Here is a 16914-nt window from a genome sequence, read left to right as displayed (position 1 = left end):
TATATGATTATTTGTAATAGAGGAAATGATATTTGGCTATAATTATTTTCAATCTATTTGCAAAATAAATTATGAAGCCATATGTAATGTGCTAAAATATATTACTTCAAGTGTGTGAAGTGTTAACTAGAGTTTTTTGTCAATTTTCCTAGATATTTTAATTAGTCTGTTAGTTTGATGTGTATTGTTATAGTGATAGTTATTACTGATTTATTGTATTTAGTTAAATTAATGATATGTAATTGTAAGTCAAATAATGTGCTAATTTATTGACAATGGGAATTTCTATGATTTATGCTATGGGGTGTACATCATCTTTTGATGCTGGATTTATATGTACTATGGGTATAATTAAATAGTACATAGGTGGTTTTTTGTATTAAGTATAATCTTGGAATTTTTTGTGGTACAGTTATGAGTGAAATACAGGTAAGGGCTGAGAATCTTGGTGGTGAGTCAATATTAGAAGCTCCGATTCGAGTGTTAGTTAATATTGGTGATGATGTTAAGCAAGGTAATGTATTGTTTATCATTGAAACTGATAAAACTTCTCTTGAAATTATATCTCCTGTAGATGGCATTGTTAATCAAGTGTTTGTAGTAGATGAAGATGTTATAGGACGTGATCACCTTCTATGTACAATCAATACTGCTAAATTGTCAGGTGTAATTCAACCTCAAGCTCAGGGTTCTAAGCCAGATAGTAGTAATGTTGTTAATGATGATATCCAAGCATTTATACAGAAAAAAGATGCTCCTTCTGCAGTAAAAATGATGGCAGAAAATTCAATTGATCGCAGTCAAATCAGTGGTTCTAGTGTCGGAGGGAGAATTACAAAGTCTGATGTTTTAGATCATATTAATGTAACTTCGCAGGGTAATACTCTTTCTAGTCAATCTTCTGTTATTTCTCAGGAGAAAAGGGAAGAACGTGTCAAGATGAGTAAAATTAGACAAGTGATTGCTGCAAGGCTTAAGGAATCTCAAAATACTGCTGCAATATTAACTACATTTAATGAAGTGGATATGAAGAATGTTATGGATCTTCGTGTGCAATATAGAGAAACCTTTGAAAAGAAATATGGGATCAAACTTGGATTTATGTCTTTTTTCATAAGGGCTGTAGTATTGGCATTAAAAGAGTTACCAGTAATTAACGCGGAAATCTCTGGTAATGAGATTATATATAAACATTATTATGATATAGGTATTGCTGTAGGAACAGATAAAGGTTTAGTTGTTCCAGTAATACGTGATGCTGATAAAATGTCTTTTGCTGAGCTTGAATTAACTTTAGCTTCTTTAGGGAAAAAAGCTAGGGAAGGGAAATTAGAGGTTTCAGATATGGCTGGTGCTACTTTTACTATTACTAATGGTGGGGTATATGGGTCCTTATTATCTACTCCTATAATTAATCCTCCTCAGTCCGGTATTTTAGGAATGCATTCGATACAAAAACGTCCAGTTGTAGTTAATGACAATTCTATAGAAATTAGGCCTATGATGTATATTGCTCTGTCTTATGATCATAGAATTGTTGATGGACAGGGTGCTGTGACATTTTTAGTAAGAGTTAAGCAATATATAGAAGATCCAAGTAGAATGTTTTTAGAAGTGTAGAAAATATCAGTGTTTTATTAATTATACTAGTTGTATGATATTTTTGAAAATTTATATATGTTCATACAATAGTTTTAATAGGTAAATTCTAGATAATATAAGGGTCACCCTTTTCCTGATTACTAAAATAAATGCTTTATTGTACTTATATTATTACTGGTTTTTTTATCTATATAATTATGACTTAAATGTTTGTATTGTATCAAGGATATATAAAGAAGTTATGTACGTTGTATAAAAGAAGTAATTAGTTATTATTTTTGATACTAAAATTATATTAAAATCTTTATGTAAGTGTTTTCATGTCATGTTATTGATTTATGTTAAGTTACAAGCTATGTTGTGAAAAATATAAGCCACGTGTTTTTTGTTACAATGTTAGATAGAGATAATATTAATCACGTGTTATACAGGTGTATTTTATAGGTATCTAGGGAGTACTAACTATTTTGCTTTCTTATACTTAATAATGTGGAAATATAAGATAAGTTTTTTATTGAAAGCTATAATTAGGCTAAGGTTAGTGTAATTTGTTAAACTTGTGTATTGTACCACTATTAAAGTTGCTCAAATTTTTCGTTGACTAGTGTGTTGATTTCTAAATATTGACAAGGTCTATGAACTATGAATACTGTGATGTAATGGGTGATTTCTAATTAAATAACAAATAAATGTGATGTAAATCAAAATTACTAGAATTATATTCATTTCCTCGTATTTCAGATGTAAACTTCTATATAATGATGGCTTACGCTTTTCTAATAAAGTCTCTATATTACTAATCTTATAAACTGTATTGACCTCATTAAAATTATTACTATTGTATAAATATACTTAAATCATTCCAGTCACTTCTTTTATTACATGCTAGTAAATTTTGCTATTGATTGATGATATGTTGTTTTGTTATTAAGTAAGTAGTAAAAATTATGTATTTTGTGGTTTTCAACACATGTCAACTATTGTTGTATAGTGGATAATGTGAGTATGGTATACAGAAATCTTTATCATTGATTAAAGAGATTTAAATTAAATATTTTAAATTCTATACACCATAGTGTTTGTAACAGTTTTAATAGATAGCTATGTTTGTGATATCGTATAGATCTACTAATGTGATGTAATGATTTGAATTCTTCACTGTTCGAAAAGATAAAATTCACATCTTATTTTGATTCAGAGATTTAGGATAAACTTCTGGATTTTTTTATACCTTGTTATACAAGCATTATTGCTAAATTACCGTTCTTTCCTATTCCTAAAATGGAAAGTGTACATTTTTTTTGTTTAAATAATACTAGATGTTTTATTATTTTTAACCTGGTGAAATTTTATACAATTTAAAAAAATTTAAAAGTTATTAATCTTATATTACACTTATTGGTACAGTGTGTTAATAGGTTTCTTATATGTTATTTAGTGAAGATAAAGAAAAAGATAAAAAAAATAATAATGATCAGGAAAATGGTGATTTACAAGGTGATAAAAAACAGGGGGCATGTAATACTGATGATGAGTCTGACAGCAAAAATCAGACAGTAGGTACAGGTGTAGGAGAAGAAGAAGAAGGTGTACCTGCAAGCAGTGTAACTGGTGCTGAAGGAGGTGCTGAGGAAGGTACTGAAATCAGCGGTGTTGCTGTACCAGTAAGTCAGCCAAGTGGTGTAGTTGAGAATGTATATGTAATGCAAGGTGCTAGACCAAAAACTAAAGTAAAAACTAGAGGTACAAAGCCAGTAACAGTAACTCAACCAAGTAGTGCAGTTGAGGACGTATATATAACGCAGGGAGCTAAACCAAAAGCTAAAATAAAAGCTAAAGGTGCAAAATCAGGTAAGAAAGGTGTAGATCGTTATGTTAGCAAGGGTGAGGAAAGATTGTCTATTGAATCTTCTGTAGTCCAAGATCAAGCTGTATCTGTAGATCATGTAACTTCTGAGATTGAAAAGTTGGATATTACTGACCCTGTTAGTAGTCGACGTGGTCCTAGTATTGTTGTTGAAGATGCTTTTATTCCTGAGGATATTGATATAATTGATGCTAGCCTCTTGGATCCTATAAATCGTGATATTTCTGGATATTTTAGTAGAAGAAAAAGTAACTCTGCTGAACTAAGATACCTACAATGTAATTTTGTATGTAATATGTTACTGTCATTGTATCATATTAGTACTGCAGGACATCTTGCTTTAAGAAGTAAAGTGATTAGTGTGTTGGGATCGTATACTTCATGTCCTGGAATTATAGAACCTTTGATGAATATGATTATTATGTCAATGTTTTTTAATGCGTTTGGTTATGGTAATCCAGGTCAGTATATTGTATATTATCGTATGAATTCACTTGATTTTAAAGCAGTACAGGATATGTTGCGTTGCATTTTTAATATGCTATGTAAGCGTACACATACTACTCATCGTGTTATAGATTCACTTTTGTGTAATTATCCGGATTCTATACAGGGCACATGTTTTCCTTATTCTGCAAATTATTATAAAGCAATACTGCAATTGTTTCGTAATTTAGTACGCGAACTCAGGAAATGTAGAGAGTTTAAATATAGCGAAAAACAAATGGTAAATCTTTTGCTAGTTTACATATGTATACAATTTTATGGATTATCTCAATATGTGAAACCTATAGTTAATCCTGGAGGATGTGTTTTTATGCAAATGTTGAGTCACATTAATTATGTAATGATGAGGATGTATTATAAGAGGCTACATGACCCAGTAGTAATTGGTCATCTTACCTTGACAGAATCCATATTAGCATTTTGTTCTCCTAGAACTATACAAATGTTGCCTAAACTTGTTGAGAGTAGACAGTTTACATTTGATACCATAGTTCATGAGATAGTACAAGTTATCATGATGTATGCTACAGATGAAGCTATTGGTATACTTGAAGATTTGGTGGAGAGGTATGGGATATTTGAAGCTTGTGATTTCAGTATACTTACTGAGGGTGGATACCAAGCAACAATACCAGAAGAAGATGATGATGACTATGAAGAACATGGTCATCATCATGATGGAGGATATAGTAGATAATTTGTTGTGTCGTTGATACACAATAAGTGATATTTGGGCATGATATTGAGTATGATTATGAAAGCTATGTGTAATGGTATATTAGAGATAAAAAGTAATCATAACATACTGTTAATTATAGTTTTATCTATAACTTAACTAGTATTTGTAGGTATAATTTTTGCTATTTTATAATATTATGATCTCTATTAACTGAATATTATAAAGAGTACAATAGTTTAAAGTGTTAGTACAATATAAAATGGGTTATGGGAAAGAAACGATAGTAGTGACTGTATTTAGAGTGAATTAAATACGTGATATGTAACTTTATTTGAGAATTTTACTTTAAATAGTAGATTAACAACTCAATCTACTAATGTTTCGATACTAACCATCTAAATGTGATAGTAACATATATGTTTAAAATATCACTGTCTTTAGAAAGTGAATCATCTGATATTTTGTAAATATATGACAGAAATTCTTCAAAGTGCAAGTAGGTTTTAGGTATCTTATACACCCTAATGAGCAGGAATTGCTCCAACATTGGTGATGCAGTTGTGATATAGATTATTTAATCTTTTAAAGGTAGGTCATATGAGATTCCAAACATGTGAAATTCTGTGGCATACAACTAATTCTTCAAAATACAAATAGAATTTGATTCTCTATGGTCAAATGGAGTAGGAATTGTTACGGTATTGATGGTGGAATTGTAGTACAGATCATTCAATCTTTTAAAGATAAATTATGTGCAATTCTATGGTATACAGCATAATTCTTTTACGTACAAATAGAGTTTTGTTCTCTATAATCAAATGGAATAGGAATTATTCTGCTATTAATGATGGAATTGTAGCACAGATCATTTAATCTTTTAATAGGTAGGTCATGTGAAATTCCAGACATGTGAAATTCTATGGCATACAACAAAATTCTTTGAAATACAAATAGGTTTCAGATGTCTTATACGCCCTGATGAGCAGGAATTGCTCCAACATTGGTAATGCGGTTGTGACATAGATCATTTAATCTTTTAAAGATAAATTATGTGAAATTCTATGGCATACAACAAAATTCTTTGAAATACAAATAGGTTTCAGATGTCTTATACGCCCTGATGAGCAAGAATTGCTCCAACATTGGTAATGCGGTTGTGACATAGATCATTCAATCTTTTAAAGATAAGTCATGTGAAATTCTGTGGCATACAACTAATTGGTCAAATGGAATAGGAATTATTCTGCTATTAATGATGGAATTGTAGCACAGATCATTTAATCTTTTAAAGATAAATTATGTGAAATTCTATGGTATACAACAAAATTCTTCGAAGTACAAATAGATTTCAGATGTCTTATACGCCCTGATGAGCAGTAATTGCTCCAACATTGATAATGCGGTTGTGATGTAGATCATTTAGTCTTTTAAAGATAAATTATGTGAAATTCTATAGCATACAACAAAACTCTTTGAAGTACAAATAGGTTTTAGGTGTCTTATACACCCTAATGAGCAAGAATTGCTCCAACATTGGTGATGCGGTTGTGACGTAGATCATTTAATCTTTTGAAGGTAGGTCATATGAGATTCCAGACGTGTAAAATTCTATGGCATACAACGTAATTCTTCGAAATATGATAGATTTCAGATGTTTGCTGTTGAAAATAAGTCATGTGGAGTTTCATGACACATAACAGAATTTTTTGCAATACAAATAGAATTTGATCCTCTATAGCTGTATGGAATTAAAGTTACTATGGTATTGATAGTAAAATTGTGATGTACGTAATTCAGTTTATTAGTGAAATTCCAAACTGTAAGTATAGTAATCAAAATTTTCAGCTTTTCTTTTTCATTATGTAAAGATAATAAGCATTTCATTTTGGATGTATTAGTACAAGGATAGAATTTTTTATCAGAGGGTAGGTATATTGAAGATGAATGTTTGCAGTTGCTGGATTTTTTATATCTTAATTGTACGAGTTTTATTAGTAAATTACCGTTCTTTCCTATTTCTAAAGTAGAAAGTGTACATTTCTTATTTAAATAATACTGGATACTTTATCCTTTTAATCTATTAAAAATTTATACATATTTAAAAAAGAATTTAGAAATTATTATGTTTATGTTACACTTATTAGTATAGTGTGTTAATGGGTTTATATATGTTATTTAGTGCAGATAAAGAAAAAAAGAAGCAAAATAATAATAATGAAGGAAATGGTGATCAACGAGATGTGCAGGAGAGAGGAGCCTGTGGTGCTAGTGATGAGTCTGATAATAAGGATCAAACGGGCAATACGGGTATAGAAGACAGTACACCTACAAGTGATGTAACTGGTGCTGAAGGAGGTACTGAAGTCAGTAATGTTGATGTAGCAGCAATTCAACCAGGTGGTGCAGTTGAGGATGTATATATAAGGCAAGGTGCTAGACCAAAAACTAAACGAAAAACTAGAAGTGTAAAGCAAGTATCAAAAAGTAAAACAAGTCCTGTAGTTGGAGGTGTACATATAACGCAAGGTGCTAGGCCAAAAACTAAACAAAGAGCTGAAGGTAAGGAATATGTCATCCTTCGTATTAGCAAGGATGAGACAAGATTACCTATTGAATGTCCTATAACCCAAGATCAAGATTTACCTGTAGGTAAGATGACTTCTGAGCTTGAAAAGTTGGATATTGCTGGTTCTATCAGTAGTACTAAACGTAGTCCTAGTATTGTTGTTCAAGATGCTTTTATTCCTCAAGATCCAAGTAGGGTTAACCCGGAATTCTTACCTTCTATTACACATGATATTTCTGGATATTTTTTTAAGAAAAAACATGTACTAGCTGGCTTGATGCGTATGCAACGTAAATATGTGTGTCGTATTCTAAAGGAATTATTTATTGTTCAAGATGGCAAATTGTGTTTAAAAAATGAGGCTTATTGTGTTTTATCATTGTGTACTTCTTGTCCTGGAATGATACAACCTTTTGTGAATAATATAATAATGTCAATGTTACTGAACTCATTTAATTATGCTAACGCAGCTAGATGTGTAATCTTATATCGTATGAGTTCAATTGATTTTAAAGCAGTTGAGGATATATTACGTCAATCTCATGCTATTGTAAGCAGTTCCTTATTGTCTTGTTCTCTAGATTTAGAGACGATGTTTTGTCATTTTCCAGGGCATATTTCTGGTGAAATGCGTATTCCTTATGGTGTGAATTATTATAAGGCAATACTAGAATTACTATGTAATTTGATTCGTGTAAAATTGGGTGATCAATCCTTAAATATAAATACAAAAGTAAAAACATTAGTAGAGAGTATGATCTTAGGCATAGTTATGCAATTTAGTGAGTTGGCTCGACATGTACGACTTCCTCATAGTACTTATCATCAGCGGAGGCTGATTGCACAAACAAATCTGGTTAAGTATGCACTTGCATATATGAGTTACCTAAAAATACATGAAGTGGTAAGGATAGGAAATATAAAACTTACGCGTGCTTTGATGCAATGTTGCTCTCCTGAGTTTATTTTAAAAGTAGCTAATTTGTCTGTGGTAGAGACAGTAACATTTGATATGTTCGTCGAGAACATGGTGGACGAGCTATTAATGTGTACTTCTAATGATGCTATAAATGTTTTTAGTTTCATGGTAGAGGAATATGAGAAGCTTCTAGCAACACAATCAGAGTTGTTTGTTGAGGGTGGAGATATTGAAGAATCAGAAGCAGTGCCAGAACAAAGAGGAGATGGTCAAGGATATCATAGATAGATTGTTATTTAGTTGGAGTATGATAAGTGATATTTTGAACATGATATTAATCCTATATATAGGGTTGTATGTGCAATTTACAATTATATACTTAGACAAAAAGTTAATATATTGTATGATGTCATTAATGTTTATAGGTACAAATTTTTTTATTTTTACTATTTTATGATGTTATTGTGTTCTGATTGGTCAACTATATTGTAAAGAGATACGGTAGGTAGTTCAATGTATTAATACGAAGATAAAGTGTTTATAGAAAGGAAGTTGTATTTCGTGTTGATTAGATACATGATGTGTAGTGTTATTTGAGAATTTTACTTTAAATAATAGATTAACAACTCAATCTACTAGTATTTCGATACTAACCATCTAAACATGGTAGTAACATATATGTTTAAAATATCACTGTCTTTGGAAAGTGAATCATTTGATATTTTGTAAATATATGACAGAAATTCTTCAAAGTGCAAGTGGGTTTTCAGATGTCTTCTACATGCTGATAGGTAAGCATTGTTTAAGCATTTATTGTAGAATTATGCTATAGATCATTCAATCTTTTAAAGGTAGGTCATATGAGATTCCAGACGTGTGAAATTCTGTGGTATACAACAAAATTCTTTGAAATACAAATAGGTTTCAGATGTCTTATACGCCCTGATGAGCAGTAATTGCTCCAACATTGGTAATGCGGTTGTGATGTAGATCATTTAGTCTTTTAAAGATAAGTCATGTGAAATTCTATGGCATGCAGCATAATTCTTTTACGTGCAAACAGAGTTTTGTTATCTATAGTTAAAGGGGGTAGGAATTATTCTGGTATTGATGATGGAGTTGTAGCACAAATCATTTAATCTTTTAAAGATAAATTATGTGAAATTCTGTGGCATGCAGCATAATTCTTTTACGTGCAAACAGAGTTTTGTTATCTATAGTTAAAGGGGGTAGGAATTATTCTGGTATTGATGATGGAGTTGTAGCACAAATCATTTAATCTTTTAAAGATAAATTATGTGCAATTCTATGGCATACAACATAATTCTTTTACGTATAAATAGAATTTGGTTCTCTATAGTCAAATGGAGTAGGAATTGTTACGGTATTGATGGTGGAATTGTAGTACAGATCATTCAATCTTTTAAAGATAAATTGTGTGCAATTCTATGGCATGCAACAAAATTCTTCGAAGTACAAATAGATTTCAGATGTCTTATACGCCGTGATGAGCAGTAATTGCTCCAACATTGGTAATGCGGTTGTGACGTAAATCATTTAATCTTTTAATAGGTAGGTCATATGAGATTCCAGACGTGTGAAATTCTGTGGTATACAACAAAATTCTTTGAAGTACAAATAGGTTTTAGGTGTCTTATACACCCTAATGAGCAAGAATTGCTCCAACATTGGTAATGCGGTTGTGATGTAGATCATTTAGTCTTTTAAAGATAAATTATGTGAAATTCTATGGCATACAACATAATTCTTTTACGTACAAATAGAGTTTTGTTCTCTATAGTCAAATGGAATAGGAATTATTCTGCTATTGATGGTGAAGTTGTAGCACAGATCATTTAATCTTTTAAAGATAAATTGTGTGCAATTCTATGGTATACAGCATAATTCTTTTACGTACAAATAGAATTTGGTTCTCTATGGTCAAATGGAATGAGAATTGTTCTAGCATTGATCATGAAGTTATGACATAGATAATTCAGTTTATTAGTAAAAACCTCAAGCTGTAAGTAGAGTAATAGGAGCTTTTTTAGCTTTATTTATTATGTAGAAATGGTCAACACTTTGTTTTAAGTAGATTAGTACAAGAATATAGGTATTTTGATTGAAAGATAAATATGTTAAGTAATTAGTATTTATTTTAGCTTAGAGATTATATGATAATGTAAACAGGTTGAATGAGTTGAAAAGTTAGTGTAAGCATAATTCTATGCGAAATCATTTAGTACATATATCTTAAACAAGCTTATTAAAAAAACAGTTATAGTATTGAATAAAATTCTAATTTGAAGATATACAAGTACTATAAACATCTTCGTTGTGAAGAATAAAAATATATATTTTGCATGTTAAACAACTGATGATTATGATTTCTATGTATGAATTCATTGTAGGATTAATCTTGGGTGATAGTATAATATCATAAATGGATTATGTCTTTTTAGAAAATGATTATTTTGATGAAGTAAATGGTTATGTTATTTAGTATGATGGTATTAGTAGACAAAAATTGTAGAATATTATGAATGATTTTAATGTTGGTATCACTATTCATAGCAAAGAAGATTTCCAGTATATGCGTAATGCTGGAAGACTTGCAGCGGAAGTTTTAGATTTTATTACACCATATGTGCAACCTGGAATTTCTACTAATAAATTAAATGATTTATGCCATGATTTCATTATCAATGCTGGGGCAATTCCTGCTCCATTAGGTTATAAAGGATATCCGAAATCTATTTGTACTTCGAAGAATTCTGTTGTATGTCATGGAATCCCAGATGATTTACCTTTGAAAGATGGTGATATTTTAAACATAGATGTTACTGTTATATTAGATGGTTGGTATGGAGATACTAGTAGAATGTATTGGGTTGGTGAACCATCAATTAAAGCAAAACGTCTATGTGAAGCTACATATAATGCACTTAATGTAGCAATTGCTCAAGTATTTCCTGGACAAAAGCTTAATCAGATTGGATTAGCTATAGAAAAGGAAATAAAAAAATATGGGTATTCTATAGTCAGAGATTATTGTGGTCATGGATTAGGTCGTGTGTTTCATGCTAAGCCGAGTATAGTACACTATTATGATGAAGATGATCCTATTGTTATTAGAGAGGGAATGTTTTTTACTATAGAACCAATGATCAATAGTGGTAAATACCATACTGTACTTAGTAAAGAAGATGGTTGGACTGTTAGAACGAGAGATTTTTCTTTATCTGCTCAGTTTGAACATTCTTTGGGTGTTACTGAAAATGGAGTTGAGATATTCACATTATCTCCAAAAAATTTACATCATCCTCCCTATATATACTAGCTTATAATGAATACTATTATCTCTTTATTTAATAGTGCTGTTGATTTTCTAACTAATCATAGTATAAAAGATCCAAAACGTGATGTAGAAGTCATTATACAACATCTCATGAATACTGATAGTTTAGTGACAGTATTAGATCCATATATTTCTGTCAGTGAAACTGATACGGAAATATTTTGGAGTATGATAAAAAAACGTGCTTCAAATGTACCTGTATCACACATTGTAGGTAAACGAGAATTCTGGAGTACAGATTTTATTGTGAATCCTCATGTGTTAGATCCTAGACCGGATAGCGAGAGTATTATTTCTTATGTACTTGCAATGTATCCTTGTAGGAATCGTAGGTTAATAATAGGGGATTTTGGTACAGGAAGTGGATGTTTACTAACAGTATTGCTTTCTTATTATAGATTTGCAGTAGGGGTGGCTATAGAGAAAAGTGTAAAAGCTTATAGAGTTGCATACCAGAATTTTAAGAATCATAAAGTGTATAATAGAATTGATATGAGATTATCTTCTTGGAATACTTGTTATCAAATGTTTGATTTGATAGTTAGTAATCCTCCTTATATTAGAAGAAGTAAAATTGTTACACTGCAACCGGAAGTGAAGTTGTATGAGCCATATATTGCTTTAGATGGTGGTCCAATAGGATTGGAAACTTATTTTAGTATTTTTGTAGTAATAAAAAGATGCTTAAAAAAGAATGGTATTGCCATTTTAGAAATAGGAGAAGATCAGACTAAGATTCATAGTATAGTGTATAAATATGGATTAAAATTTCATTCATATTGTTATGATTTATCTGGAAGAAAGCGTTGTATAGTAGTTACACAGGCCTGAAATAACTTGTTATTATGGTTTGAAGATCATATTTTTTATCTAGTGTTAGTTAAAATTTTGAAAAATATTTCTTTCTCGATTTAGTAGTATATTTTGTAGTGAGTTATTAACAAGGTGATATGTCGATTTATCTTAAGTAATTTTTGATTAAAGATGGAAATTTATAGGACATATTCGATATGTAGTATTTATAGTGGGATTAATACTACATATGTAAGATTAATAAATGAATTATTTGGAGATATAAATTTTTTTATATTATTTAATATATTATACTGATAAAATGAATTCATCTTTAAGTATTTGTATAGTTCCTACGTATCTCCATTTTATAATATTATCTAGTTATCTTATGTTAGTTTTGATGAGATATGAAATTTTTTTTAGTCTAGTATATATGTTAATGTGTTTATGTATTATTAAGTTATATATTTTAGTGATCTTGATATCATTATATGTATTCAATGAATTGGAGAAAATAGATAATCATAGAGAAATGAAACGCTTATGTTAAAGTTTTATATGACTGTTATTAGTATAGTATTTAAAATATACATTACTTTTAAATGTGATATTACCTATAATTGAGTAATATAGTTTTTTAAATATTAATTTTATTAATATTGAGTATTTGGTGTTATATCATTTGTATAAAATTAAAAATGTTTATGAATTGTAATAGTTGTATTATAACTCTAGCTTGCCGGATTCATATAATTTGTATAGATCGTCGCATCCACCTATATGTACATCGTTAATAAATATCTGTGGTACAGTTTTCATTCCACTAGATTTTTGTATCATTTCCTCCTGTAGAGTACTATTATTTGTGATGTTGATTTCTTTAAATGGAATGTTTTTTCTATTGAATAAAGCTTTTGCTTTAGTACAATAAAAGCAAAAGTCTTTAGTGTATATTATAATTGTCACTGCGTGTCCCATGATATCTAATGGCATATTTGTGGATATCATAGTAATTAAAGAAAGTAAATAGAGAAATTTTATAAATGTTATTATGAAAATAATATATGGTTATTCCAAGTATGAAAGTAAAGTTAATACTGCAATTGCTTTTGGAAATTTTGATGGAGTACATCTAGGACATAGAGCTATAATTGATACTATACAAAGTATTGCAACTAAAGAAAATTTAGCATCTGCTGTTGTTACTTTTGAGCCACACCCATTGATGTATTTACAAAATAAGTGTGGTTTCCTACTTTTGGATTTTGAGCAAAAGATAAAACTATTAGAGTGTTGTGGAATAGATTATTTGTATGTAATTAGTTTTAATAAGAGATTTTCAGAACTTTCTCCAGAAGCTTTTATTAAAGATGTGTTAGTAGATAGCTATGGCATGAAACGTATTGTTACAGGACATAATTGTTCTTTTGGATATGCATGTTCAGGAAATATAGATTTATTATATTATTATTCAATAGTATATGGTTATAAGGTTAAGACATTAGATCCTTTGTTTGTAGATAATATTTTGTGTTCTTCTTCAATAGTTAGGGAGTATTTATCTGCTGGGAAAGTGAAATTAGCAAATAGAATTTTAGGAAGGCCTTATCAGATTAATGGTAAAGTTATGCGAGGACTAGCTAGGGGACGTATTATTGGTTTTCCTACAGTCAATATTAATATTGAACATATACTGGTACCAAAATTTGGTGTGTATGCTGCTTCTATAGAAGTTAATAATAACGGTCTATGGTTGTATGGAATTGTGAATATAGGTTTAAGACCTACATTTAATGATATTGTGTTTCCTATTCTGGAAATGCATGTTTTTGATTTTGATGATGACATATATGATCAGTCAGTGGCTATTAGGTTATTAGAATTTATACGTCCTGAATGTAAATTTAATGATATTGATAAATTAAAGCAGCAAATTAGTAATGATATTATTCAAGTAAAACAAATCTTATGAAAAAGTACATATTAATAATCTGTGTATTAGTATTTATAGACCAAATTAGTAAGTGGTACATTATGTTTCTATTGCAAAATGTTGATGTAATAGAAATCTGTGGTTTTTTACGACTTGCTCAAGTGTGGAATACTGGGATAAGTTTTGGTATAATGAATGGTTTTATGTACAGTAATCTTGTTTTCTGTGGTATATCTATTGTTATTACTGTTATCTTATTTTGTTTTTTGATATCATGCTTGGTTGATAGATTATCACTAGCTATGATTATTGGGGGATCTATAGGAAATATAGTAGACAGAATAGTATATGGTGCTGTGTATGATTTTATTGATGTTTACGTTCAAAGCTGGCACTGGCCTGCCTTTAATTTTGCAGATTTTTTTATAGTGTTGGGGATAAGTATAATATTTACAAAAAGCGTATTAGCGGATAAAAAAAATGACGCTTAGTTATTGTACTGTTATGAATGTAAATATGACATTCATTAAGGCCAAACTATGCGAGTAGTATTGTTGTACCTAAGATAACAGAATTAATGCAATAAGCTAACGGGTCTCATAACGTTTCTTCTTAAATTATAACAGTATGCTATAAAAACCTAGATTAAAGTACATTAGACTACATCTTAAAATAAGAATAAAAAACACACGTGAAATAAACAGTAAGCAACTTAAACATAACCACATACAATAACTCAGCTTCCGTAATACGGTCTTCACTCTTATTGATGACCTGCTTGTGCTTGTTGTGATTGGTGATTAACAGAAATGAACTGTATTATGTATGGCTCTTCCACAAAACTATCACAAACTTTTTCTATACCTTTTTCAGTGAGCGGTTTATCGCTATGAATGAATATATAATTATATTGAGTGTCTTGTGCTATTACACTTTTTATAGCTAGTGCCATTATTGAACACGCTAATATTGCTAAAGAGACAAACAACCCTATACATAATGGATTGGTAGTACTAGCTAAAGCACCTATAATACCATTTTCAGCACCTTGTAGTATTGACCCAAACAGTGCTGATGACATTACAAGAGATACAGCGGCAGATGCGGCTAGTACTACAGTTGACATGTTATGCGCATGACCATAATATTGCGCAAAACGATTTTCTGGTTTTTCTTTTTCTTTCTTAATATAGGAATTGTTAAAATGAGATATTATACCTACTGCTATTAAGGATGCGATAAAAGCTGCAGCAGCGACTATTAATGCAATAAAATGAGGGTTTTTCAGTAATCCGGGAGCACTAAATTGTTTCATCAAGGATGTTGTACAGTATATTGCTATAGCAAAACTTAATAATGCTAACAACAAGGCAGCTGCTTTAGCCTGTTCATGTTGTTTAGATTTAGTGAAAGCTAACATTTTGATCATACCATAAATTAAGTAAACACACATAACATTCTAAGTAACTAATGTTATTTTGTCAAGCATGCTAAAGTGCGTTAAAGTTGTATTCCTGCTAATATTGGTATCTTTGTTTTGCAGTGAGTATTATGAACTATTCTAGATTTAAGAAGTGGTAATGTTACCTTTTGGTTGATAATAGGTTGTAAAAAAGTATGGAAATAGTTATGACCTTTATACATACTAGTTGTGTAAAAAATATTGGTACAATTTTTCTTACTGGAAAGATTATTTTTCAAAACTAATAATAAATTAATATGTTTTTTTTCTTCTTAATTAAACTTTTTTATGCTGAGATACTTTTATTATTATTTAGTTACTTAAATATAATGCAATTTATAATCTGTTAGAAATTATCACTTAATATAATGAGTATCTCTTGCTTTTTTAAAGCAAAAGGATATGATTTAACTGTCAACTGTCAACTGTCAACTGTCAACTGTCAACTGTCAACTGTCAACTGTCAACTGTCAACTGTGGTTATATAGGTGTTAGCAGTCTGTCTGTATGTTATAAGTACTGTAGCTAATTTATGTATAAAATATAATAATTAGAACATGGTGGTTAAAGTTAGTTAATATCAGGTTAGATGTTAAAAATGTAGCTTTATGGCATTTAAATATATATGCTGTGTTCATAATTTAAAAGAGTTTTAGCAATAATGAATAAATCACGAGTTTTTAATTATTTTAGCCTTGTATTAACATGTCTAAGTTATATCCGATAATACAATATACTGGATAACATGTTGCTATACTAACTACGATGCAGGTTAAGGTACTTGGTGATTTGTACAAAGATATAGGTATCTAGCTTAATTTAGTAAATATTAATTTTTAATCTAAGTAGAACATATGAACCAAGTTTATTATATAAGTAGTATAATTAGGCTATTGTTATAATGAAGATGAAAATGTTATATGAACGTTGTATGTGCTGGTGAGTATATTTTTAGTATTAGAAGAAGTTATGATTATGTAGTTTGTTATATAAATGTTACTGTAAAACTAGTGAATAGGATCTTATTTAATTGAGTATTATCCATAATATAATTTTAAATGTTAAGTAGATTTTATTATGACCTGTTTTAAAGTATGGTTAATTTTTTTCCAATACATGATTTGCAACATTATATATTGTAAATATATGTCTTATATTTTATTGATGTGTATATATATGTAAGGAATTGTTATAACAATAGAATCTATTACAAAGTTGTGTATAAT

11 protein-coding genes are annotated in these 16914 nt (G+C 29.7%); 8 read left to right on the top strand and 3 right to left on the bottom strand.

Annotated elements, in window-relative coordinates; translation table 11 throughout:
- The first annotated feature begins 414 nt into the window (after window positions 1-414).
- Together odhB and EDL80_RS04600 are read left to right on the top strand one after the other, a co-directional pair.
- Complete coding sequence (gene odhB, locus EDL80_RS04605) at window positions 415-1620, top strand: 2-oxoglutarate dehydrogenase complex dihydrolipoyllysine-residue succinyltransferase (RefSeq protein WP_158407002.1); 1206 nt, start codon at window positions 415-417, stop codon at window positions 1618-1620.
- Window positions 1621-3029: 1409 nt separating this feature from the next.
- Window positions 3030-4673, top strand: coding sequence for a hypothetical protein (locus EDL80_RS04600; protein WP_158407001.1), 1644 nt, complete (start codon window positions 3030-3032; stop codon window positions 4671-4673).
- Window positions 4674-6302: 1629 nt separating this feature from the next.
- Here EDL80_RS04600 and EDL80_RS04595 read toward each other — a convergent pair.
- Window positions 6303-6539 (bottom strand): hypothetical protein, encoded by a 237-nt coding sequence (locus tag EDL80_RS04595; RefSeq protein ID WP_158407000.1) that lies wholly within the window; start codon window positions 6537-6539, stop codon window positions 6303-6305.
- Window positions 6540-6823: 284 nt separating this feature from the next.
- Between EDL80_RS04595 and EDL80_RS04590 the strand changes: the two genes are divergently transcribed.
- From EDL80_RS04590 to prmC, 4 genes are all read left to right on the top strand, one after another.
- Window positions 6824-8428, top strand: a complete 1605-nt coding sequence (locus EDL80_RS04590) for a hypothetical protein (RefSeq protein ID WP_158406999.1) — start codon at window positions 6824-6826, stop codon at window positions 8426-8428.
- Window positions 8429-9436: 1008 nt separating this feature from the next.
- Complete coding sequence (locus tag EDL80_RS04585; protein ID WP_158406998.1) at window positions 9437-9658, top strand: hypothetical protein; 222 nt, start codon at window positions 9437-9439, stop codon at window positions 9656-9658.
- A 1021-nt stretch (window positions 9659-10679) separates the two neighbouring features.
- Entirely contained in the window at window positions 10680-11480 is an 801-nt protein-coding gene (map, locus tag EDL80_RS04580) for a type I methionyl aminopeptidase (RefSeq protein WP_158406997.1), read from the top strand.
- Window positions 11481-11486: 6 nt separating this feature from the next.
- Window positions 11487-12329, top strand: a complete 843-nt coding sequence (gene prmC / locus EDL80_RS04575) for a peptide chain release factor N(5)-glutamine methyltransferase (protein WP_158406996.1) — start codon at window positions 11487-11489, stop codon at window positions 12327-12329.
- 687 nt (window positions 12330-13016) lie between these two features.
- Here the strand turns inward: prmC and grxC are convergent.
- A complete protein-coding gene (gene grxC / locus EDL80_RS04570; protein WP_196492755.1) occupies window positions 13017-13271 on the bottom strand; it encodes a glutaredoxin 3 in 255 nt (84 codons plus the stop codon).
- A 73-nt stretch (window positions 13272-13344) separates the two neighbouring features.
- On the opposite strand from grxC, the gene EDL80_RS04565 reads away from it, so the two are divergent.
- Together EDL80_RS04565 and lspA are read left to right on the top strand one after the other, a co-directional pair.
- Complete coding sequence (locus tag EDL80_RS04565) at window positions 13345-14265, top strand: bifunctional riboflavin kinase/FAD synthetase (RefSeq protein ID WP_158406994.1); 921 nt, start codon at window positions 13345-13347, stop codon at window positions 14263-14265.
- Window positions 14262-14717 (top strand): signal peptidase II, encoded by a 456-nt coding sequence (gene lspA / locus EDL80_RS04560; RefSeq protein WP_158406993.1) that lies wholly within the window; start codon window positions 14262-14264, stop codon window positions 14715-14717. The genes EDL80_RS04565 and lspA overlap by 4 nt, the downstream gene beginning before the upstream one ends.
- 272 nt (window positions 14718-14989) lie before the next feature.
- Here the strand turns inward: lspA and EDL80_RS04555 are convergent, their stop codons facing one another.
- The gene (locus tag EDL80_RS04555; RefSeq protein ID WP_158406992.1) at window positions 14990-15646 is read right to left on the bottom strand and encodes a hypothetical protein; all 657 of its coding nucleotides are present in this window, start codon (window positions 15644-15646) and stop codon (window positions 14990-14992) included.
- Window positions 15647-16914: the final 1268 nt, after the last annotated feature.

The organism is Ehrlichia ruminantium, assembly GCF_009728835.1.
Taxonomy (GTDB): Bacteria; Pseudomonadota; Alphaproteobacteria; order Rickettsiales; family Anaplasmataceae; genus Ehrlichia; species Ehrlichia ruminantium_B.
Note: the sequence above shows the minus strand (reverse complement) of the source record. Positions and strands in the feature narration are given on the sequence as shown.

Excerpts from the sequence above, each read along its gene's own strand:
- prmC (WP_158406996.1), top strand. The coding sequence starts at position 11,487 with ATGAATACTATTATCTCTTTATTTAATAGTGCTGTTGATTTTCTAACT.
- EDL80_RS04555 (WP_158406992.1), bottom strand. The coding sequence starts at position 15,646 with ATGTTAGCTTTCACTAAATCTAAACAACATGAACAGGCTAAAGCAGCT.
- EDL80_RS04590 (WP_158406999.1), top strand. The coding sequence starts at position 6,824 with ATGTTATTTAGTGCAGATAAAGAAAAAAAGAAGCAAAATAATAATAAT.
- EDL80_RS04600 (WP_158407001.1), top strand. The coding sequence starts at position 3,030 with ATGTTATTTAGTGAAGATAAAGAAAAAGATAAAAAAAATAATAATGAT.
- EDL80_RS04595 (WP_158407000.1), bottom strand. The coding sequence starts at position 6,539 with ATGAAATGCTTATTATCTTTACATAATGAAAAAGAAAAGCTGAAAATT.
- EDL80_RS04565 (WP_158406994.1), top strand. The coding sequence starts at position 13,345 with ATGAAAATAATATATGGTTATTCCAAGTATGAAAGTAAAGTTAATACT.
- grxC (WP_196492755.1), bottom strand. The coding sequence starts at position 13,271 with ATGGGACACGCAGTGACAATTATAATATACACTAAAGACTTTTGCTTT.
- odhB (WP_158407002.1), top strand. The coding sequence starts at position 415 with ATGAGTGAAATACAGGTAAGGGCTGAGAATCTTGGTGGTGAGTCAATA.
- lspA (WP_158406993.1), top strand. The coding sequence starts at position 14,262 with ATGAAAAAGTACATATTAATAATCTGTGTATTAGTATTTATAGACCAA.
- EDL80_RS04585 (WP_158406998.1), top strand. The coding sequence starts at position 9,437 with ATGTGCAATTCTATGGCATACAACATAATTCTTTTACGTATAAATAGA.
- map (WP_158406997.1), top strand. The coding sequence starts at position 10,680 with ATGAATGATTTTAATGTTGGTATCACTATTCATAGCAAAGAAGATTTC.